Consider the following 19,082-nt stretch of genomic DNA (forward strand, 5'->3'; position numbering starts at 1 on the left):
CGCGACAGCGCATCCCACTCGACGTCAGACAACTCATAGCGACGACCCACGCCCTACATCATCCGACACCAAGATCCTTTGAAGACACTGCCTAGTGGAGCAGGCCGGTCAGGCACAGGCCGACGTCGGCGAGGACTGAGCCGCCGATGACCGACACCGGCTCGCGTGATGCCGAGATCCGGGACCTGGTCGCCAGCACAGGGATACTCGGTCGGGTGTCCGGGCGTGAGCCGTGGCGCGAGCTGCTCCTGTGGTTGACCGGAGGCCGGTGGCCGCGCCGATCCGGCTGGCCGGTCGTGCCCCGGCTGGCCACGCCGTGGAAGGACACCGTCTCGAACGAGCGGATCGGCTGGCGGATGCGCGCGGCGAACCTACGCGCCCACGACCCCGATGACGCTTCCGTACGGGACGAGTTCGTGTTCGAGGTCGACTACCAGATATGTCATCGGTGCCGGATTGGCTGGGTCGAGCAGCCGCACACCCTGCCGGCCTACCGCCGCCGCGGCCTGGCCGCCGCCGGTCTCGCGGCGCTGCGAAGAGAAAACCCCGGCTACGCCTGGCACACGCTCGGCGGGCACATCGACGGCTCGCCAACGTTCTGGGACCCCATCGGTGCCGACGTCCCGGGCGGCTACCGGCCCCACCGGGTGTGCGAGCACGTCACCGCCGGCGGCTGAACGGCCAGGACGTCAGAACGCCGCCTTCGTACGCGTCGAGCAGCGGAGGATCATGTTCATGCCGCCGTACGGAGACCCGGAAGGCCGCCGGTACGCCGTGGTGTCCAGCCGCCGGTGATGGCTCCTGGTGACATCAGCAGCATCCGCGATCGGGCCGGCGGAGCCGACCGGGCCGACCGTGGTCCGGAAAGGAAGTCGCCGGTGCTGCTGATCGGCGACGGCACACTGAGTCGCTTCTGGCCGGAACCGGTCGGGCTGCGAACAATGTCGTGGAAATCAGAAGGCCCAATTGAGTACGTTTCGTCCGTCACTCTGGACCCAGCCGGACTGGACAACTTCCTGATCGGCAGCCACAACTCGAACCTCGTCGAGTTGGTGAAGAGCCGGCTTGCCCATGCCGTTGTCGCCTACGACCGCCGGGTAGTGCGGCGTTCGTAGTCAGACCCCGATGACCGGGCCGCCGCCGGCGGGGCCGCTGTACAGCCCAGGCTGGCCACTGAGAATGTGGCACCCCAGGCCGATGGCAGCGAGTACGGCCGTGGCCGGGGCAACCCGACTCACGGTGTCGAGGATGGCCGCGAGTGCCTGCCATGCCCTCTAAGGCCACGTCCGAAGGCGTCTTGCAGATCGATGTGGAGCGTTGCGGGTGAGCTTGCTGGAGTCCGCCCAGCGCGCGGCCGGCAACTCCCTCAACCTCGGCAGCACCCCAGCACTGCTCCCACCGAGCCTCGCCCACCTAATCGACAACCTCGTCGACCGGCCCCGCCGCTTCGACGAGATAGCCACCTCGCAGGAGCGCTACCTCTTCCCCGGCCGGCTTCCCAGCCGCCCGATCAACCCCTACGCCCTCGCCGGCCTCCTGCGCGGCCACGGCATTCCCACAGCCGCCAGCCGGAATACCGCCCTGCTTGGCCTCGCCGCCGAACTACCCGCACCGGTGCTCGCAACCCTGATCGGACTCGCGCCCAGCACAGCCGACGACTGGAGTCGATGGGCCCGATCCGACTGGAGCGCCTACCTCGCCGCCCGGGACCAGGGCCAGATCTAGGTCGACGACGGGTAGCACTCCCTGGCGCACTTGGATGCGATGAACCCCGTCAGCTCGGGGTCGCCCTCGAACCATTCGCGCTGGCGGGGCAGGAGCAGACGGTTGAACCGCCGATGGAGCTCTTTCTCCCGTTGCCGACGTTCTGGCTCGCTGTCTACGGCGATGACGTGCAGCAGCTCCAGGCCGTGGGGGTTGGCGCCGTGGAAGGGTTGCATCCGCTTGTACGGATCTAGGGCCTGACCGATCTTGATGTAGGGGCCGCTGGCGATGAAGTACACGCCGGCGTAGCGGTGCGGCAGGCCGGGGTCACCGAAGTCGCCGAAGACCTCCTGGCTGGCTTCGATCATGGCTTCTTTCGGGTCGCCGCCGTAGTTGTTGATCACCCGTCGGTATCGGCCGACCAGCCGCTGCCGGTCCTGGTATTCGTCGTAGGTGGTCATCGCATCGATTCTCCCCTGGCGACGCCGGTCGTGACCAGGCCGGTCTGCGCGGTGGCCACCTCGCTGCAGAGCCGTTCGTGTTCGGCATGGACGACCAGTTCGGTACGCGGCCGGTCGGTGTCGGCGGCCGCGGTGCCAGCTTGCTCGGCGGCGAGCTGGGCGCGGACAGTGGCGAGCTCGTCACCGAGCGGGTTCGCATACCTACTCGGGCCCAGAACAGGTCTCGGCCCGCCAAGATCAGAAAATACCGCAGGGCCTGATTACCGCACCGACACCGGCTCACTGTGCGGAGTTGTCCTGACCCACTCACCTGATTGGCTTGCACTGCGGATCCGTAATTGGAAGGAAAGCCGTCTGCGGCGGCCGCGCTATTCCTTCCGGGAGCACTGTGCTGCCATCGAGGAAAGTGCACGGAAGTTGTTCAGGATTTATGTCCGCGGCGGTCAGGTCCGCGCTGTTCAGCTCCGCGCCGCCCAGGTCTGCGTTGCTCAAGTCCGCGCCGTACAAGCGCGCGGCGGTCAAGCGCGCGTTGCGCAGGTCTGCGGTGCGCAGGGTCGCGCCCCTCAGGTCCGCGTCGCTCAAGTTCGCTAGGACCAGGTTCGCGTCGCTCAAGTTCGCTTCGCGCAGGTCCGCGCCGCTCAAGTCCGCTTCGCGCAGGCCGGCGCCGCCGAGGTGGGCGGAGAGTAAGGAGGCGCGGCTAAGGTCGGCTCGAGAAAGGTCGACATGGCCTTCGCCGTCGCGGAGCGGGTCACGGCGTGCAAGCACGGTTAGGGCCGCCTGGATGTCTACAGGCCGAGGGGGGAGTTTCCATACAGGCAAGCTGTTCCGAGTACGGCGGGGTGCCGGCGCGTGGACGCGGATGAACGCGCTGAGGATGTCGACAACCGCCGGTTGGTCATTGGCGGAGTCGCGCATGATGCGTTGCAGGGAGTAGATCGCTCCCAGCCGGATGTCAATCTTTTGCGGGCCGGACTGGCCGAGCTGCTCGACGGCCTTGGTGAACCGATCGGTAATTTGCCCCTGCTCGGCCAGCTGCTGCTGGAGCAGGCCCAGCCGCTGCTGTTTGCCGTTTTAGACGCTCGTCCCGATCAAGCCACCGCCGACCACGAGCACTGACAGAAGGCTCGCTATCGCGGTCCACTTTTGCCACTTGTCAGGCTTCGTGTCCATCTGGCATACCGGAGTCAGCTTCCCCCCCCAGCTGACGCAACTCGGGACGCGGACAGCCGGCGCGGCAGTACGCGGGGCGGTGCAGCGGCCTTTAGCCGCCGGGACCGCGATTGGCGGTCAGACCCGGCGGGTGGCGACGCTGGCCCGCCTGTTCTCCACGCGGTACGGACAGCGGCGAGGCGAGCACGGAAGGTTTGCACGACTCCATTGGACCCTGCGGCTTCCACCAGTGCTCGCCTACATCAGAGCGCCCCGACCCGACCGCAAGATCGACGAATACTGCAGCTCCCGAATACCGCACGTGCACCGGCTACTCACCGCCGACGCAGCCCGGGGTGGGTCGACGGGGTGGGCGTTGGCCTGCTGGTGCTCGTCGCGGCCGGGCTGCTGCTGACGATCTCCAGGTCCTGCGTCCGAGTGACAATCTCAGACCATGGCAAGGAGTACCGCCTGGTCCTGGGCGGCGGCTGAGCGGTAGAAGCGGCAGAGGTCGGCGAAGGCCGGTGCGAGGAAGCTATCGAAGTCGTCGGCGCCGCGAACCCGCCCGCCCGGGTAGATGTCTGCGGCCGCCAGGGCGTCTGGGTCGAAGCGGGCGCGCAACGTGTCGATGTCTAGCATGTCGAGCGCGGTGGCGACAACGCGGACCGCCTCCACACCGAGGAGGCGTGCGGGCCCGTAACCGCCCTCATCGCCGATGTCGTCACCGCCGAGGACGGCCGCAGCGGCTGGGTCGTCGGACCTCCCGGCGGTTCCGGCCAAGAGGTAATACAGGGCGTGCCAGGACTTGTGCAGATCCAGTTCGGGATCGGGCATCTCTGCGTCTTCATCGTCGAGGTCGCCGAAGAGCAGCAAACTGACCGTCGTCGGATCATCCAACACGGCCCGCAGTTCCTCGGCCGACAGCCGGCGCCCGATCAGCTCCATGCCCATGAACAAGTCCTCCCGACAAGTCTGATCGCCTCCCGTCGCGGAAGCGCCTTGCTTTTGGCAGGGCACGATACCGTCGTCTGTTTCGGCGATGAGACACCAACCTGGGCAACACGTGCTTCACACGTGGGGCCAGAGCATCGCGGTGTTTCGCGGGCCGGCGCGAACTGCAATGGGGGAGCAGATGGGGAGCAACAGCATGCCCTGAACGGCCTCGAACGGCACCCAACGGCGGGGAACGGCACTCAACTGCACCCACCCCCTCCTGCGGCTCCACGTTTCCGCAGGTCAGAGTCGGTGCAGCGTCCTGTTTCCCGCGGAGTGCTCTGCGGCTCTGGACTGCGATCGACAAGGTTCCATGCCGCCTGGCAGGGGAGTGTGCGCAGGTCAGGGAGGTAAGGAGTCGTTGGTTGGCCTGGCCTTGCAACTGGGAGCAGATTGGGTGCAGGTTGGCGAAGTGGTCACCGCGTCCGAAGTGCTCACCGACGCCGGGCTTAGACGAGTTCCCTGACCTGCTGTGATGCGCTCAAGCGTGCGGTGTGACCTTCCAGTGGATACCGAAGTGGTCAGGGCTCGCTGCTTGCAGCATTGCTCGTGGCCCCCGACGGGTGTGCGTACTGTCCATCCGAGAGCTCGATAAAGACGGTGACCGTCGTCAGTAGCGACCAGGGCACCGGTGTCCGCGCCGAGTCGGAGGGCGTGCGGCGCGAGCGAGCGCATGACCACGTTGCCCAGTCCGCGGCTCCGGTGTGCAGGTGCGGTTTCGACCTGGTCGACGATCCCGAATGCGTCGGCGGTCGTGAGCCTGTCGGACGCGGCGACCTGCCCCTCAAGGTCGAGAACGATAGCGGTGACAACATCGCCGGAGGTCTGAAGCCGTGCGGTGTACGGCGATGGAGGAGTTGTGTCGGAATCGGCCCGGTAGGTCGTCGTCATGAGGTAGCCGGTGTCGGCCAGCTTCCACTGTGGCGGGAGAGCGGCGTCGGCGCCCACATCACGAGGATGCCCCGCGCTGTGGCTCGGGGCTGACTGATGGCCGTCGGTCTGGTGATCTGGCCACTCGTCGGTCCACATTGCGAGGTCGCGTACCCGGCGCTCGGTTTTCTGCCGACTTGGCCGCCCACTTCGTTGCGTTCTTTGACGCGAAGTCGTCCAGGACCTGGCGGTCAGTCGCGGTCCAGGCGGGAAGCTGCGCTATCGACTCTTCTACCTGCTCGGCGCTGTGGCCGCTACGGATCAGCCATGGGCGGGCTGTCCGTTGTCCTGCCGGCGGCAGGACTGCCGTGCGTGCCTTGACAGGAAGGCGGAGCAGCAGGACAGTCGACATATTCATAGATGTTCAGCTATCTACGGCGAGGTGTGCCATGCGGAAGTCGCTGACTGCTGTGGCCGCCATCGCTGTTGCCATGGTAGCGATGATGGCCGCGATCTCACACGCCAGTGCGGCGAACGCGGCGGCCGGGTGTCGGGTGAACTACGTCGTCACTAGCCAGTGGACCGGTGGCTTCCAGGCCGACATCGCGGTCACCAACTTGGGTGACCTAGTCAACGGGTGGACGCTGCGGTTCGCGTTCCCTGCAGTCGACCAGCGGCTCACGCAAACCTGGAGCGCCACCTGGGCCCAGGCGGGCCAGCAGGTCAGCGCGACCAATCTGGGCTGGAACGCGACCCTGGGCACCAATGGCTCCGCGAACATCGGTTTCGTTGGCGCCTGGTCGGGCAGCAACCCCATACCGGCGTCGTTCACGCTCAACGGCGTCACGTGCACCGGCGGCGTCCTGCCCAGCGTGACGCCGACCCGGACGACCACACCGCCGGTCGCCGACTACCCGGCGATCGTCACCTGGCTCAGCCCGACCGCCGGCGCGGTGTACACCACGCCGGGAACCGTCCCGCTGGCGGCGACCGCGACCGTGGGAGGCGGACACAGCATCACCTCGGTGTCGTTCCGGGTGGACGGCGTCACGGTGGCCCGGGGGGTGAGGACGACCGGTGACCGGTACGAGGCGCTGTGGACACCACCGATCGGGGAGCCCGGCACCAGCACCACCTTCGTGCTGTACGTCTCGGCCGGCACCGACCAGTCGCTACCTGGCGCTGCGCCGCCGCTGCTGGTCACGGTGGTGACGCCGGCGTCCACCGGCACCAACCACCCGCCGGCGGTGGCGTTGAGCACCCCCGGCGGGCAGACCTACTTCCTCGAGCCGACGACCGTCACGCTGGTCGCCGACGTCGCCGACACCGATCCTGGGGACCTCGTCACCCGGGTGGAGCTTTACCTCGGCGCAACCCGGCTGGCCGTGACGCCGACCAACAGCGGGCAGCGCTACCAGTTCCAGACGGCCCTGTCGGCCGGCACGTCGTCCACCTTCACCGTGCGGGTCCACGATTCCCACGGCGGCCTCGGCAACTCGAACCCGCTGACCTTCACCATCCGTTAGCGCCTCGGCCCTCCGTTAAGGGCTGACCAAGGTCCTTCCACTGGCCGTCGATACGTTTGCGAGTCGGCACGGCGCTCTGGGTCAATTCGACCAGGCCATCGGGGTTGGCGGTGACCGTCGCGGTGGGTGAACCTGCGGCGGCCTCAAACAGTTTGCTGGAGCTTTGGCGTTGCGGGTGAGCTTGCTGGAATCCGCCGTAGTTCCGTCATTCGAGACACCGAACCCACGGGCAGTGCCCTGACCAGGACCTTCAGGCTGGAGACATCTTCGGCGAACCCGAAGATGTCAGCCAGTTAGTTCTCGGTCGTCAGTCGGGCGGCGTCCGCTTATGTCGATGAGCGGCCCACCTGCCCGCCCTCTTCGACCAGGGATGTTCGCGGCGGCCGCGATGATCAAGAATATTGGCCATGAGCCACGAGCACCGCACCTTTCACAACCCTCCGTCGGCAACGCCCGCCGATGTGCGGAGGGCTCTCGACCGCAACGACATCGCCGGGGCTACGGATGCCATGGTCGGATGCGCGTTGTACGGCGACGGCGACTGGAGGGTTTCGCAGGAGCTCTACCTAACCCTGCTCGATCACCATGACCACCAGGTGCAGGCGCTTGCAGCCACTTGCCTCGGGCACCTCGCGAGGGTTTACGGTCAACTCGACGAAGATCGTGTAGTCCCCGCCCTCCGCCACGTGCGCGTCAGGCCGCACGTCAGGGGAACTGCCGGCAACGCCCTGGAAGACATCGAGGCCTTCTTGCATCCTCGGCGTGCGCGATGGCGTGGGCGCCTGTGGCGACTTATGCGGCCGTGGACCTGGCTCTAACGCGGCGGGCGCGTACCAGGTGGTGCAGTGCCACCAGGGGAGCCACGCCCGCCGGGTACCAGGCCAGGTCGACGGGGTCGAATTGCACACCCAGCGCCAGCCTCGCGGCCAGGCTCCGCGCCGACAGTTCGGCTGGCATCCCGGTCAGCTGTGCGAGTTCCACTACCCAGCAGAAGACGGTGGCGACGGTCCCGGCGGGCACCGCTGCCATCCGTGGGCACAAGAACAGCACCGCGGCCCAGAGCATCGACGCGTACAGCGCGGTGCCGGAGTACTGCCGCAGCGCCCCGTCGTCGACGGCGCGGATCAGCAGTGCGAGGCCCAGGAACAGCAGCGCGGCCACTGGCATGAGCCGCCGCACCGTACGGGACGTGATGGACATTCTCGCTACGGTAGCCACCGCCCGACCGGTTGGGCGTCGGCGGCTCGGCGATGCTGACCTTGGCCGTGCCGTTCAGCAGGCGGTGAAGGCATTCGACGCTCGCAGTGAGCAAGCCTGAACCCACCGGCTCCGCGCGATGAGCTTGTTGGACGCCCGCAGCCGCTCGGCATGATTTTGTAGCTTCAGGGCGAAGGCCGTCTTGAGGAGGCAGCGAGCATGGGAACGTTCGGGACCGGCCCGTTCTCCAGCGATGGAGCCATGGACTTCCTGGAAGAACTCGCCGGACGGCCTGCTGAGCGCCGGGGGTCAGCGCTGGCGCGCATGTTCCTGCTCGTGAAGGACAAGCCGGCCGCCATTGGCTGGTCTTGTCACGTGAGACCCGATCCAATCCGCGAGGCGGTGACCAGCGCATCCTCTGTGATGACCTCTTCGGTGGGTGCATACCTGCTTGACACTCGGCCCCAGTTCGGGCGGCCGGATGTTACGAGAAGGGTGAAGAGGTAAGACCGGTCTTTCCCGCTGAATCACCTTTTCCGATTCGGTAGCGCGCGTCAGTCACCCGCGTCTGCCGCTGATAACGTGCCCCTCGGTCGGCCGAGATGGTCGGGTTCGGGTGGTCAGGGCAAATGCGCGATCTGCCGCCGGCAGGGCGCGCTCGTGCGGCAAGCGGTGTCGGTTAGGTGCGTGTCCAGGGTCGGGCAGCGGTCACTCAGGCGGCGGCAGCTAGGAGGTTGTGGCGACGCGCACACCCGGCGGCAAGCCGGCGGCGTTCGGGTCGGAGAAGACAGTTTGCGCCTGGTCGGCTTTCCAGATGGCGATACCTAGCCGGGTCGCGAGCCGCAGCCACACCGGAGGGACCGCCTCTTCGAGGACTACGACGAGCACGCCGACGACCTCGGTCACGCCCGCCTCGACGTACCAGGGCGTTCCTGCGGTCAGGTGGTCGAGGTGGTGCTGCATTTGCTCGGCTAGCTGCCCCACTCCAAGCCTGTACTGCTCAACTGCGCCTCCGACCGACTTCACCTCGACGTTGATCAGACGTTGCTTGTGCAGGAAGAACGCATCTTGGCCAACGTCCCAGCCGCGCGTCTGATGTCCGCCGGTCCGGACAGCCTCGCGCAGTTCCCGCAACACCGCATGATGGCGCACGGTGCTCGCATGCTGCGCGTGCCGGTCCACCACTGCGGCCGGCGGAGCGGCCGAGATGACCGGCGTCGCCTCAGGCGTAAAGTCGGTGAGGAATCCCTTGCGCTCTGGCGTTTCCTCGCCGCCGATGACCACAACAACGTCCCGGGCCTTGACCTCGTCGTCTGCGGCCCACGCCTCTGCGGCGTCTGGCTCGACGGTGACCTTAGAGGTCTGGTCGTCGGCGTCGGCGATGTTGACCTCCAGAGCTTCGTCGTCCCCGTCGTCGGCGGCATCACTGCGGGCCGCGTCACCGGCGAGGACTTCATCGGCCGCATCGGGCCCGAGGTGGGCGGAAAGCCGCATTGCCAGCGATGAACGAGAGCGGCTCAGCAGCGACGCCAGCGCTTTCAACGGCACACGGTGCTCGGCGACCAGGGCGGTGAGCGCGGCGTCGAACGCACGGGAGGCAGCCAGCCGTTCGGCGTGGTTGGGTCCGCGGCCGGGTCGCATCTCGGCGGCGTCGAGAAGGTCGCGCAGTCGCGTGAGCTGCTCATCCAGGCCTTCAAATGGGTTACGGGCTGGTGCAGCCTGGTCACGCGTCCTGGGTTGCATCGATGGCGGCAGATGACCAGTGATCCGCTGCAACCGCAAGCGAATGGCACCGGGAGTCAGTCCGAGCTGTTTGGCCATCGTGGCATCCGCGACGCCCCGATCGCGGGCTTCGAGCAAGATCAGCGAGTACTCATCGGCGGCCTGCCCGACCGTCGAGTCCGGCGCAGTGTGGCCGCGACGCATGGCCGCGATCGGCTGCAGCTCCTTCAGCCGCCCCAGCTCTTCCTCGGTCAACCGGGGCCGCTCGACCTTCTCGCGTCCGGGTTTAGGTGCGACGCGGGATACCTCCGGCTCGATGCCCGCAACCGTCATTGCCGGCACCCGCGCCACACGCTGCCGGACCATCTCCCGGCTGACGTCGAGCACCTCGGCGATCGCCTGAAGCGTGTAGCCGCGTTTGTATAGCTGCGCGCACAGAAGGTTTAGCGCCTCACCAGCAGCCCGGTCGCGAGGGGCGTCGGCGACGCGTAGCTGCAGCTCAATGAGCTGGTCGGCGTCCGCGTTGGGCACCAGATTACGCAGCGTGGCAGATCCGGCGTACCTGCCGTCCGCGTGGCTCTCCGGCCCGTTCCCCATGATCGGCACCTGCACAGAATCGCATGCGACGGCAACGGACTTAAATCCCCGCAAGCCTGTGGGCAGGTCGTTCTCAGCGGTGACCTCTTCGGCGCGCCCGAAGGCGTCAGCATTGGCGTCCCCGCGCGGAGTGCTCGCCGTCGCTGTCGCCTCCGTGGCTACCGGCTCCACCGTGAGTACTCGGCGTGCAGTGCGGTACAGGTCCGGCGTTGGTCGAGGAGGGCTCCGAGATTCGGGCTTGTCAGGCCGTCAGGCATGTGCCGAGGCGTGCCAGAGGCGAAGTGCTCGGTCGCGAAGCGGCTGGGAGAGTTCGCGTGAGTCCTTCATGTCGGCCAGTACGTCGCGCAGATCCCGGGTAGGCCAGCCGGCGTCCAACCAATCGAGTGCCAGTGTCGGCCAGTAGCTTCCCCATGCGGTGAGCGCGAACCGTACGAGGGCGGGAAGCGGTGTGTTGGCGATAGGCACGGCAGACAGCTCTGCACTGACGTCGCTCGGGGTGCGCTCCAGCAGTGGCAACAGCCACACGAGCCGAGCCCTGGCCGGGTAGACCAACCCGTCGGCGGCGCCATGGATTAGCCAAGTGCCGACACCATCCCGGACGAGGAGCAGGCCGTTGTTGATCCTTAGCCTCAGATGGAGACGATCGTCGGCAGGGCCCATGCCGAACAGGCTGTCATGCCCTGATAAGGCGCGGCATCCGAGAAGGCGATGGTAATGGTCGGGGCCGTGGGGAGCAGGTTGGAAGGGCTCCGATCCCACCTGCAATCAGTGTGTCCTCTGTGTTGGCGCCTTCGAGACGGACTCGAAGGTGCCAGCCTTGGCGCACGCCGCGGAAGCGGTAGGCGGGCGGCGTCCGCACATGCCGATGAGGCGCGCGCCGTATCGTGCTGGCCATGATCGAGACTGCTGCGCCGAGGACGCGCAACCGGAGTGGCACGGCCGCACTCGTGCTTGGGTGCATCAGCCTGCTTCTGTCGCTGATCGCGTGCGGTGTGGCGGGGCTGTCTGTCGACAGCAATGACATAGACCTGCTCCCGGTACAGTCCAAGCCAGAGGTCGCCAGCGCGGCCCAGGTGGAAGCCGTCGCTCACGTGACCCTGCCGCCCGGCAGCGTGCTGCTCACCGCCGCGTACAGCAACGGCTTGGAAACCCAGCTCTCGGCGAAGGTCCGCATGCCGCGCACCGAACTCGGCGCCTTCGTCGCCGCGGCGAATTTCACAACGGCTCTCGCGCCGGGGCTTCGGGCAGTCGACGCCAAGCACAACGTCGGTGGCGGCAACCTGTGGGACCCCGAAACCGCCAAGACCATCTCCGGCCTCGACGAGGAGCAACCCACGGCAGAGGGCACACGTCGAGCGCTCCTGGTCAACCTGGACGCACCCGATGCAGTCACCGTGTACCTGTACGCCAGCCGCGGCTGAACCCCGCAGGCATCCGCTTCTGCCGCTGACAAGGCGCGGTGACCGTGGGCGTGGCTCCCCGGTCGACCGATGCGACTACGGGAGTCAGCGCTGGTGCCAACCAAGGCACCGGGCTGGCAGCTCACGATCGGTGGGCGGCCCGGTGCCAGCCCGGTTGGGGAAGCAGGCTGGGAGCAGCGGGTGTCGGCGCCGCCTGAAAACTGACCACGTGGTTCCGGCTGAATCGGGATTACCTCCTGAAGCATCGGGAGGTGCTGAGCGTGGAGGACTGGGCGGAGCGAAATGAGCAGCAAGGCTGCTCAGGGGCGGCACCCCTCGTCGGATACCGCGCAGACTTCTCCTTGTCTCTCCTGGCCGGTATCGAAGTACGCCGTCAGGTATGCCTGCGGGTTCAGCTCGCTATCCCTGATCAGTGAGAAGATCTCCGCTCCATGTCTCGGGGCGTCGAACATTCGGTACGCCTGAGCGAGTCCCGCGAAAATCGTGTCTGTCCGGTCAGCCGCGTACCCGAGCGCCTCGGCCTCTGCAAGCGTGATCGCCTGGTCGAAACTCTCCGCACGCCACAGCGTCAGCCTTTCCTCGTACGACTGACCCTTCGGATCGGACCCGACGCGGAAGACACACCGCACGGAGAACCAACCCAACTCACTCAACTGCGCCTCACCGCTCGGCCTGTCCACCCGCACATCATCCAGCAGGAGTCGTCCATCAGCGAGCCTGATATGCCTGCACAGTCGCGCTTCTACCGCCGCCCCGGGCCCACTGGGAGGCAGCCAGCGCGGGGCCGCCGAAGCCCAGTGAACAGATAGATCCACTCCGGACGCGATGCCGCGATCACCTGCACGCGATCATCGTTGATGACGACTGCGTGCGACATCGCGGCGGGGCGCGTCGGCTAACGTGCATCACCGTCCGAGACGTCGTGCCGCTTTGCCGCCGCCCGCAGCGCTGCCATGATGGCGTGCCCGGGGTAGTCGATCAGCGTGGGGTAGCGTCGACGGTGGTAACAGTCCCAGTAGCTGGCAACCCGCTGGCCGGTGAGCGCCACGAACGCCGGATTCTCGGCGGCAAATCGCCCGTAGAGGAGTCCGTCGGACTGTTTGGAACAACCACCTCCGGCGTGAGTACTCGCCGAGTGACCAGCAGAATCTCGTCCACGTATTCGCCCACCAACTGCACCAGGAACGGCGCCACCCACGGTTGGATCAAGCTGACCACCCTCTCTAGCCGCCGCTGCCTTACCCGGCCATCGTGGTGTCGGGTGTACAGGCAATCCAGCACCGCCCGCTGGGTGGCAGACAGCGCCGCCTCTGCGGCAACAGACGGCTCGTCGGAGTAGATCCGGTATGGAATCAGGACCGGCTCGCCATCGACCAGCACACGGAACGGCGACGTCGGCGGGTGCGGCGCCGACGGTAGGACTGCCAATGCCTTTTGCACGTCATCAGCGAGACGACCTGGGAAGGCAGCCCCAAGGCTGCGGACTCACCCAACTCCTAGCTCACTAACTGCACGGTGGATCGTAGCCCCGGCGGCGCCGCAGCTAGAACGAGACATCGCTTAGAGTGCGATTCTCGCTTGCGGTGGAGAGCAGCCTGAGGAGTGGCATCATTCCCTGATGATCAATTTGCCGCAGCTGGTTGCGGACTTCGCAACTGCCCTACGAGAGACCGACGCCCGACGCCCCCAGGCCGTCAGCTCCACAGGGCGGGCATACCAGCCGGGCATTGGCCCCCACACCGAGCAGCACACGTTGCGGCTCGTCGCCGAGGAACTCGTCGCCCTGGACCCCGCCTACCAGGAATACAGCCTTGATGTTCCTTACCCTGGACCCGGCCGGCAACGCTGTGACTGGTGCCTGGGATCGCCTTCGGCGTGGGATTGGGCGATCGAAGCCAAGATGCTGCGGCTGTTTGGCGACAACGGAAAGCCGAACGACAACATGCTCACCCGTGTGTTGTCGCCTTACCCCGCGCACCGGAGCGCACTCACCGACTGCGACAAACTGGCGAGTTCGGCACTTCCAGGGCGGAAAGCTGTGTTGATCTTTGGGTACGACTACGACGGGTGGGAAATGGACCTAGCCATCGTGGCATTCGAAGCGCTGGCCCGTCGAAGGGTCGACCTAGGCGATCGCCACATGGCTACCTACGACCGCCTGGTTCACCCTGTCCACCAGCGTGGGCGTGTTTTCGCCTGGGAGATCGCTGATCGTCCTATCGGCTGACATCCCAGGTACTGCCCTGAAAAGTTGGTCATACCCTGACCAGGCGCGGCGATCGTGGGCGTGTCTCCAGATGGACCGCTGCGGTTGCGGGAGCCAGCGCTGGCGCCAATCAAGGTACCGGGCCGGCAACTCACGGTCGGTCGGCGGCCCGGTGCGAGCCCGGTTTGGGGGGAGCAGGTTGGGAGCAGCGGGGTGCCTTGAACGGCCTTGAACTGCGTCCAACGGCGGTCAATGGCACCCACCCCTGCCTGCGGCTCCACGTTTCCGCAGGTCAGAGTCGGTGCGGCGTCCTGTTTCACACCGAAGAGGTCGCTGGTTCGATACCAGCATCGCCCACGCAGGACGTCCTGGACGGCTCGATACCGCTGTTCCATCACGCTCGTCTCCACCAACACTTGGCGGAGTGTCACGCAGGTCCCGAGACCAGATACGGGCCGCCGGGCCGCATCATTCATTATTGAATGATGCGACGGCTGAGGGTTGTTGGGGTGGTTGGTTGGCTCATGATCGGCGGGGGAACCTTGCTTCCGCTGTTCGCTTGCTGCATGGGAGCGACGATCCCTTACCAGGACCCTACCCCAGAGATGGCGCAGCAGTACGACAAGGAGGTTGCCGCGTCCGACCGTCTGCTCTACCTCGGGTTGGCCCTTGGTCTATTCCTCCTGATTGCTGGCACCGGAGCAGTCGTCGGAAGCGCGAGGAGCCGCCGCAGACCCGCTGACCGGGAGGAACCGGGACGATAGGCGTGCCCGATTTGTGCCTGAGGCAACGGTCAGCAGCGGCTAGCACTGGCACTTCCGCGGGTCGAGCTGGAACGCTCTGTGCTGTCTGCCGGCCGCGCAGCTACCCGGAATGTTAATCAAGGCGATTCCCAAGCTGACAGTGTCACGCGCGCTGGTAGCCTGACGCGGCTCGCGCGAGAGGTGGTCTGCCGGTGCTCCGGATGGGGTTGCGTAGGTTAGTCGCGGTAGTGGCCGTCTGCATGGTGACCGCGTGTGGTTCTCCAACGGCTCATACAGCGGACCGATCAGCGGGCGAAACGATCCCCTCCAAGGCCCAGGCGACCAGTTCGGCCACAGCCGCGAAGCCGACCCCCCCAGCAGTACCGGCGACAGGCGGATCCGGCTACTCCGCGACGCTGTCCGAACGCTTGATGTCCACGGAGTCAGTGCCGCCCGGATTCACTGTGGAGATAGCGACAGCCATGCCGTCGGATGCTGGAGATCAGCGCTCAGGTGTCAACGTGTCCTGTTCGGACAGCGTGATCCCGCTGCTGTCGGCCAGGCGGCTCACCGGGACTCCGTCAGCGATGGCCGCAGCCACCCTGAGCTATGACGCGGATCCCGATTGGCTCTGGGTGGGAACCGAAGTCCTCAGGACCTACGCCGATGACGGCGCACGACGAGCAATGACCGACCTGCGAACCTTCATCGGCCGTTGCCCCACCGTCGTCGTATCGTCCGGCCTTGGCGTCGGCGACAGGCACCGCTTTGCAGTGGCGCCAGGACCGCGGCTGGGCGATGACAGTATTCACGTCAGATGCAGCGCGACGTCCGGTTCTGACACGTTGGAATTTGACAGCGTACTCGTCCGGATCGGAACCACTCTGGTGGTTGTCCAGGAGGAGGGCAACGAACCCGGCGGCGATAAGTACCTCATCCAGCTCGCCGAAGCTGCGCTCCGCAGATACCAGACGACCGGATCCTGAGTGTCCTTACGCGCCCCCGATGCCATTGCCGTTTGCGACCTGATTCCCTAGGTAGGAGTACGGTCTCCCCGGCTAATGCCGAATTGCCCGCCTCATAGGCCCCGTCAGCGAGAAGTCGGCGAGATGCGCGACAACACGCGATAGCCGCTGGCACTGAACAGGACGACCCCCGACGCGAACGCTACTCACCGACCCTGATCGGCGTGCGTTAACTGCATCGATCCGCCTTTGCGAGGCAGGCGTCAGAGGTCCAGACCACCGTCGGTGCGCCGGGTGGTATCCGGAGATCATCGGGCACAGATCCGGCAGCAGCCGACAGCGACAACGCATGCGAAAGGTCGAGAGGCAGCGAGGAACGCGATTCAGGCCAAGGGCCTGCTGGGTCCAGTTTTTGTGGATCTGCCGCCACCTAGCGGTTTAGGGGTTCAAGCCTCAGTCTCACGAGCGCGTGCCCGATCCGTGCCAGTACAGCGGTCAACATCGGCCAGTAGGTGCCCGCCGCACCACTTGACTCGGTCGTCTGCCGCTTTACCACCAGCGGACACCGTTCGCAGGCCGTCGGAGAGGAACCCGCAGTACCCACTGCCGACCATCAATGCCAGGCGTCACAGCAGCTCAAGAGGCAAGTCGTCCGCTTTGGTCGACTACACCCCCGCCGTTGATCAATACAACGCCAAGTGTTGAACGCTTACTCCTGTGGTGGGGGAGTGAGCCAGGCCAGGGGTTGTCCGCTGAGTGCGGCGTCGGCGAGGCGGTGGGCGCTGGCGGTCTTCAGAGCTGCTCGTGAGCTGTCGATCCAGCGCTGCACGTTGTCGATGCCCTGGTGGCGGTACTCCACGGCTTGGACGAGGCATTCCAGCTTGTCAGCGTCACGAGCGACGACAGCTTCCAACGTCTCGCCAGCTTCGTACTCGGCGACGGCGCCGGTGATGATATCGATGACTGCTGGGGGACAGGTGGCGACCTGGTCGGCGGTGACGGCGGTGTTGGGTACGGCGGTGAGGTAGCGCTTGGCGATGTGTGGGATGTCGGTGATCCGGGTTTCCTGGGTGTCGTGCAGGGTGCAGAGCATTGACACTCGGGCTGGGTCGGCGCCTTCCATGGCGGCGAGCATCATTCCGATGAGCGCCGTTCGGAAGGAGTGCTCGGCGATGGACTCGGGTTGCTTGACGCCGGCGAACCACCAGCCGGTCCGGGCGGCGCGTTTGAGGACGCCAGCTTCGAAGATGAAGTTCATCGCTCCGGCGGCGTCGTGATCGTCGGTCATCTGCCCGTCCCTGTGCCGGTGAGTCCGTCCGCCCGCAGGCGGTAGACGATAGAGGTTAGTTCCTGCCGCGACTGCGCGGAGATCCGGTCACTGTCCAGGAGCGGGACACTGCGGTCGAGGAGCGCCCGAGTCGCGGCGGGGTTGTCGAGAGCGAGACCGCGTCGTGCGGCCAGCAGAGCCCAGACGTTGTGGATGTTGAGGTCGACGAAGGGATGGCCTGGATCGAGGCGATGGACCAGGTGCCGAAGAAGGATTGAGCCATGCCAGTCAGCGAGCGCTTCGGGCATGAAGGAGTCGTCGCGGTGGCGGTACGGGATCTCGCCCACCCAGTAGGCCGAGTAGTTGAGGGCCGCTCGCTCGCAGGCGTCGTCGGGATGGGCGCGAGCGATGAAGTCTCGTAACGGTTCCGGGTCGCCCTGGTTGGCAAGGGACGTGACGACGGAGCGGGCGTCCGGCCACAGCGGTGACCAGGTGCGGAAGGTGGTCGTGCGGCGTGCTCGGGCGGTGGTCTGGGTGAGCCAACCTGCTGCTGCCTTGGTGGGGTCCATGCCGGCGAGGAAGCAGGCTTGCCGGTGCAGCAGCACGTTCCGATGCCGTCCGGCTGCGGCGCGATCGGCGAGCACGTGAAGGTGAGCGAAGAACGCACGCTGCTCGTCAACGGGCAGGGTCGGCCCGGACGCGACTGGACCCCGTCGGGGATGGGCGAGGGGTAGCCCTCTGGCGAAGGTCGGTGTCTGCCCGAGGACGGCCCAGAGGATCAAGTCGGTCAGACGGTGGGTGAGTACGGACCAGCCCAGCGGCTGTTCGGCGATGTCGCAGCGGTCCACCTGTTCGTTGAGGACGGCGGCGAGGATGAGATCGGCCTCGGCGGCGTCGTCGAGTGCTGCGAGCAGGAGTGTGTTCGCGCCGAGCCGTCCGAGCCGGCGTCGGACGGCTATCGCCTGCCCGAGCGGTACCGAGGCGATTGGCCGGCGCCCGGATTCCCAGCTCTGCACGGTTACGCGATCGACGTCCAGGTCGACGGCGAGCTGCTCCTGCGTGAGCGGGATGGACTCCCGGATCAGCTTGAACAGGTAGCCGCTCACCCCGCCGCGATGTGGTGCTGATCGTCCGCGACCTGTCATCCGTCATCCCTATGTTGACCGGTGGTCGACGTTCCGCGGTGAAACCACTGCTGCGACAGCCCATCTGACCTGCTCACTCGTACTACGGGTGAGTCCAACCGCCGCCGTCGCGATCGTAGCGTCGCAGTTACCGAACGTTCCAGATCCGCTCCCGTGGTTCGGGGTCGGTCGTGGAGCGCTGCCCGGCGGAGGGAGCCAGTGATGCGGGCCAGGACACCACCGTGGCGACGAGTGACCTACGACCAGTACCTGATCGCCGTCGCGATGACCCTGGCACGGCGACACCGACCGGCTTGGTCGTGGCGGAAGTGGAGCTGGATCTGCCGCTGTGGGGCCGAGCTGCCCTGTCGCAGCCAACACCGCATCCCGATCAACCGGGGGCACTGGCCCGCCGAGGAGGAGCAGTGAGCAACGACGCCGAGCGGCCCATCCTGGTCGTACGGCTGCCCGGGAAAGACGGCCTTGGCACCGGTTGCCGGGCGTGGCCGTCGCGGCTCACGTCGTACCCATGCTCGCAGGTGGACCGGGCGACCAGCAGGCAGGCGCGGTCGATGACGGCTGCGCTGCTCGGAGGCCGCGCATGACCACGCACGGCCCGGTGCTGCCGATCTGGAGTTGCGGCGGCTGCGATGCGCCCTGGCCCTGCCGCACGCGGCAGCGCGAGCTACGTGCCGAGTTCGACGACGCTCCGATCTCCCTGGCTCTCTACCTAGGTGCGCAGCTGGTGCGGGCCTCCGAGGACCTGACCTGGGTGCCGGCGGGTGCGCTGCACAGACGCTTCCTCGGCTGGCTTCGGTGAGCATCCTGCGGCCCGGTGACGAGAAGTTCCACTACAGCGACGGCTCGCACAAATGGATCCCGCCGGACCCGGACTACGACCAGGAGGTCTGGGACGAACAGGTGCGCCAACACAAGCAAGGGCATCTGAGAAATGTGCGCCCGAAGGTACGCATCCAGCGCCTCGTCTGACGCCAGCAGTAAGCATCCGTGCCAGCCGAACCGGCCCGAGAAGCGCGCCAGCAGGATGTCTGACCTCGCACCAAGCCCGATCCGACCGGCTTGCCGAGAGTTCACACCGAAGAGTCGCTGGTTCGGTAGCAGCATCGCTCACTCTCA

Annotated in this window: 24 protein-coding genes; 12 read left to right on the forward strand and 12 right to left on the reverse strand. The window is 66.6% G+C overall.

Going from position 1 to position 19,082, the window contains the following annotated elements:
* Positions 1–146: 146 nt before the first annotated feature.
* From FB453_RS35175 to FB453_RS30380, 3 genes are all read left to right on the forward strand, one after another.
* Entirely contained in the window at positions 147–677 is a 531-nt protein-coding gene (locus FB453_RS35175; protein WP_486480526.1) for a hypothetical protein, read from the forward strand.
* Between the two features lie 117 nt (positions 678–794).
* Positions 795–1,115 (forward strand): hypothetical protein, encoded by a 321-nt coding sequence (locus FB453_RS30375; protein WP_145795699.1) that lies wholly within the window; start codon positions 795–797, stop codon positions 1,113–1,115.
* A 208-nt stretch (positions 1,116–1,323) separates the two neighbouring features.
* Positions 1,324–1,725 carry a hypothetical protein gene (locus FB453_RS30380; RefSeq protein WP_145795701.1) on the forward strand — a complete coding sequence of 134 codons (402 nt, stop codon included), beginning with the start codon at positions 1,324–1,326 and terminating at the stop codon, positions 1,723–1,725.
* Here the strand turns inward: FB453_RS30380 and FB453_RS30385 are convergent.
* Positions 1,722–2,165 carry a GIY-YIG nuclease family protein gene (locus tag FB453_RS30385; RefSeq protein WP_145795703.1) on the reverse strand — a complete coding sequence of 148 codons (444 nt, stop codon included), beginning with the start codon at positions 2,163–2,165 and terminating at the stop codon, positions 1,722–1,724. The genes FB453_RS30380 and FB453_RS30385 overlap by 4 nt on opposite strands.
* A 306-nt stretch (positions 2,166–2,471) precedes the next feature.
* Positions 2,472–2,930, reverse strand: a complete 459-nt coding sequence (locus FB453_RS30390; protein ID WP_186718641.1) for a pentapeptide repeat-containing protein — start codon at positions 2,928–2,930, stop codon at positions 2,472–2,474.
* Between the two features lie 84 nt (positions 2,931–3,014).
* On the opposite strand from FB453_RS30390, the gene FB453_RS30395 reads away from it, so the two are divergent.
* Complete coding sequence (locus tag FB453_RS30395; protein WP_186718643.1) at positions 3,015–3,281, forward strand: hypothetical protein; 267 nt, start codon at positions 3,015–3,017, stop codon at positions 3,279–3,281.
* A gap of 480 nt (positions 3,282–3,761) precedes the next feature.
* Here the strand turns inward: FB453_RS30395 and FB453_RS30400 are convergent, their stop codons facing one another.
* Entirely contained in the window at positions 3,762–4,265 is a 504-nt protein-coding gene (locus FB453_RS30400; protein ID WP_145795711.1) for a YfbM family protein, read from the reverse strand.
* 384 nt (positions 4,266–4,649) lie between these two features.
* A complete protein-coding gene (locus tag FB453_RS30405; protein WP_145795713.1) occupies positions 4,650–5,336 on the reverse strand; it encodes a GNAT family N-acetyltransferase in 687 nt (228 codons plus the stop codon).
* 290 nt (positions 5,337–5,626) lie between these two features.
* Here FB453_RS30405 and FB453_RS30410 point away from each other — a divergent pair, with 290 nt between their 5' ends.
* Entirely contained in the window at positions 5,627–6,703 is a 1,077-nt protein-coding gene (locus tag FB453_RS30410; RefSeq protein WP_186718645.1) for a cellulose binding domain-containing protein, read from the forward strand.
* A 566-nt stretch (positions 6,704–7,269) separates the two neighbouring features.
* On the opposite strand, the gene FB453_RS34495 is transcribed toward FB453_RS30410, so the two are convergent.
* Complete coding sequence (locus FB453_RS34495; protein ID WP_186718647.1) at positions 7,270–7,407, reverse strand: hypothetical protein; 138 nt, start codon at positions 7,405–7,407, stop codon at positions 7,270–7,272.
* An 88-nt stretch (positions 7,408–7,495) separates the two neighbouring features.
* Entirely contained in the window at positions 7,496–7,903 is a 408-nt protein-coding gene (locus FB453_RS30420) for a ribosomal maturation YjgA family protein (RefSeq protein ID WP_145795715.1), read from the reverse strand.
* Positions 7,904–8,119: 216 nt separating this feature from the next.
* Between FB453_RS30420 and FB453_RS35180 the strand changes: the two genes are divergently transcribed.
* Entirely contained in the window at positions 8,120–8,407 is a 288-nt protein-coding gene (locus FB453_RS35180; RefSeq protein WP_145795718.1) for a DUF4259 domain-containing protein, read from the forward strand.
* A gap of 219 nt (positions 8,408–8,626) precedes the next feature.
* Here the strand turns inward: FB453_RS35180 and FB453_RS30430 are convergent, their stop codons facing one another.
* Both FB453_RS30430 and FB453_RS30435 read right to left on the reverse strand, forming a co-directional pair.
* A complete protein-coding gene (locus FB453_RS30430; RefSeq protein ID WP_145795720.1) occupies positions 8,627–10,234 on the reverse strand; it encodes a sigma factor-like helix-turn-helix DNA-binding protein in 1,608 nt (535 codons plus the stop codon).
* A 234-nt stretch (positions 10,235–10,468) separates the two neighbouring features.
* A complete protein-coding gene (locus FB453_RS30435; RefSeq protein WP_145795722.1) occupies positions 10,469–10,879 on the reverse strand; it encodes a hypothetical protein in 411 nt (136 codons plus the stop codon).
* Positions 10,880–11,112: 233 nt separating this feature from the next.
* Between FB453_RS30435 and FB453_RS30440 the strand changes: the two genes are divergently transcribed.
* Entirely contained in the window at positions 11,113–11,640 is a 528-nt protein-coding gene (locus FB453_RS30440; RefSeq protein ID WP_145795724.1) for a hypothetical protein, read from the forward strand.
* A gap of 299 nt (positions 11,641–11,939) precedes the next feature.
* On the opposite strand, the gene FB453_RS30445 is transcribed toward FB453_RS30440, so the two are convergent.
* Together FB453_RS30445 and FB453_RS34500 are read right to left on the reverse strand one after the other, a co-directional pair.
* Entirely contained in the window at positions 11,940–12,320 is a 381-nt protein-coding gene (locus FB453_RS30445) for a DUF4288 domain-containing protein (RefSeq protein ID WP_222431432.1), read from the reverse strand.
* A gap of 215 nt (positions 12,321–12,535) precedes the next feature.
* Positions 12,536–12,688, reverse strand: a complete 153-nt coding sequence (locus FB453_RS34500) for a hypothetical protein (RefSeq protein WP_186718649.1) — start codon at positions 12,686–12,688, stop codon at positions 12,536–12,538.
* A 570-nt stretch (positions 12,689–13,258) separates the two neighbouring features.
* Here FB453_RS34500 and FB453_RS30450 point away from each other — a divergent pair.
* Both FB453_RS30450 and FB453_RS30455 read left to right on the forward strand, forming a co-directional pair.
* On the forward strand, positions 13,259–13,867 hold the full coding sequence (locus tag FB453_RS30450; RefSeq protein WP_145795726.1) for a hypothetical protein: 609 nt from the start codon (positions 13,259–13,261) through the stop codon (positions 13,865–13,867).
* A 1,243-nt stretch (positions 13,868–15,110) separates the two neighbouring features.
* The gene (locus FB453_RS30455; protein WP_145795728.1) at positions 15,111–15,575 is read left to right on the forward strand and encodes a hypothetical protein; all 465 of its coding nucleotides are present in this window, start codon (positions 15,111–15,113) and stop codon (positions 15,573–15,575) included.
* A 688-nt stretch (positions 15,576–16,263) separates the two neighbouring features.
* On the opposite strand, the gene FB453_RS30460 is transcribed toward FB453_RS30455, so the two are convergent.
* Both FB453_RS30460 and FB453_RS30465 read right to left on the reverse strand, forming a co-directional pair.
* Positions 16,264–16,842, reverse strand: a complete 579-nt coding sequence (locus FB453_RS30460; RefSeq protein WP_145795730.1) for an HD domain-containing protein — start codon at positions 16,840–16,842, stop codon at positions 16,264–16,266.
* Positions 16,839–17,966 (reverse strand): helix-turn-helix domain-containing protein, encoded by a 1,128-nt coding sequence (locus tag FB453_RS30465; RefSeq protein ID WP_145795732.1) that lies wholly within the window; start codon positions 17,964–17,966, stop codon positions 16,839–16,841. Before FB453_RS30465 ends, FB453_RS30460 begins: the two co-directional genes overlap by 4 nt.
* A 231-nt stretch (positions 17,967–18,197) precedes the next feature.
* Between FB453_RS30465 and FB453_RS34505 the strand changes: the two genes are divergently transcribed.
* The 3 genes from FB453_RS34505 to FB453_RS34510 all read left to right on the forward strand — a co-directional run bounded on the left by FB453_RS34505 (position 18,198) and on the right by FB453_RS34510 (position 18,935).
* Complete coding sequence (locus tag FB453_RS34505) at positions 18,198–18,374, forward strand: hypothetical protein (protein ID WP_486480527.1); 177 nt, start codon at positions 18,198–18,200, stop codon at positions 18,372–18,374.
* Positions 18,375–18,546: 172 nt separating this feature from the next.
* Positions 18,547–18,765 carry a hypothetical protein gene (locus FB453_RS30475; RefSeq protein ID WP_088946984.1) on the forward strand — a complete coding sequence of 73 codons (219 nt, stop codon included), beginning with the start codon at positions 18,547–18,549 and terminating at the stop codon, positions 18,763–18,765.
* On the forward strand, positions 18,762–18,935 hold the full coding sequence (locus FB453_RS34510; protein WP_186718653.1) for a hypothetical protein: 174 nt from the start codon (positions 18,762–18,764) through the stop codon (positions 18,933–18,935). The genes FB453_RS30475 and FB453_RS34510 overlap by 4 nt, the downstream gene beginning before the upstream one ends.
* The last annotated feature ends 147 nt before the right edge of the window (positions 18,936–19,082 follow it).

The organism is Micromonospora sp. CNZ322 (genome assembly GCF_007827755.1).

Excerpts from the sequence above, each read along its gene's own strand:
- FB453_RS35175 (WP_486480526.1), top strand. The coding sequence starts at position 147 with ATGACCGACACCGGCTCGCGTGATGCCGAGATCCGGGACCTGGTCGCC.
- FB453_RS30375 (WP_145795699.1), top strand. The coding sequence starts at position 795 with ATGGCTCCTGGTGACATCAGCAGCATCCGCGATCGGGCCGGCGGAGCC.
- FB453_RS30385 (WP_145795703.1), bottom strand. The coding sequence starts at position 2,165 with ATGACCACCTACGACGAATACCAGGACCGGCAGCGGCTGGTCGGCCGA.
- FB453_RS30400 (WP_145795711.1), bottom strand. The coding sequence starts at position 4,265 with ATGGGCATGGAGCTGATCGGGCGCCGGCTGTCGGCCGAGGAACTGCGG.
- FB453_RS30405 (WP_145795713.1), bottom strand. The coding sequence starts at position 5,336 with ATGTGGACCGACGAGTGGCCAGATCACCAGACCGACGGCCATCAGTCA.
- FB453_RS30410 (WP_186718645.1), top strand. The coding sequence starts at position 5,627 with ATGCGGAAGTCGCTGACTGCTGTGGCCGCCATCGCTGTTGCCATGGTA.
- FB453_RS30420 (WP_145795715.1), bottom strand. The coding sequence starts at position 7,903 with ATGTCCATCACGTCCCGTACGGTGCGGCGGCTCATGCCAGTGGCCGCG.
- FB453_RS35180 (WP_145795718.1), top strand. The coding sequence starts at position 8,120 with ATGGGAACGTTCGGGACCGGCCCGTTCTCCAGCGATGGAGCCATGGAC.
- FB453_RS30435 (WP_145795722.1), bottom strand. The coding sequence starts at position 10,879 with ATGGGCCCTGCCGACGATCGTCTCCATCTGAGGCTAAGGATCAACAAC.
- FB453_RS30440 (WP_145795724.1), top strand. The coding sequence starts at position 11,113 with ATGATCGAGACTGCTGCGCCGAGGACGCGCAACCGGAGTGGCACGGCC.
- FB453_RS30450 (WP_145795726.1), top strand. The coding sequence starts at position 13,259 with ATGATCAATTTGCCGCAGCTGGTTGCGGACTTCGCAACTGCCCTACGA.
- FB453_RS30460 (WP_145795730.1), bottom strand. The coding sequence starts at position 16,842 with ATGACCGACGATCACGACGCCGCCGGAGCGATGAACTTCATCTTCGAA.
- FB453_RS30465 (WP_145795732.1), bottom strand. The coding sequence starts at position 17,966 with ATGACAGGTCGCGGACGATCAGCACCACATCGCGGCGGGGTGAGCGGC.
- FB453_RS30475 (WP_088946984.1), top strand. The coding sequence starts at position 18,547 with ATGACCACGCACGGCCCGGTGCTGCCGATCTGGAGTTGCGGCGGCTGC.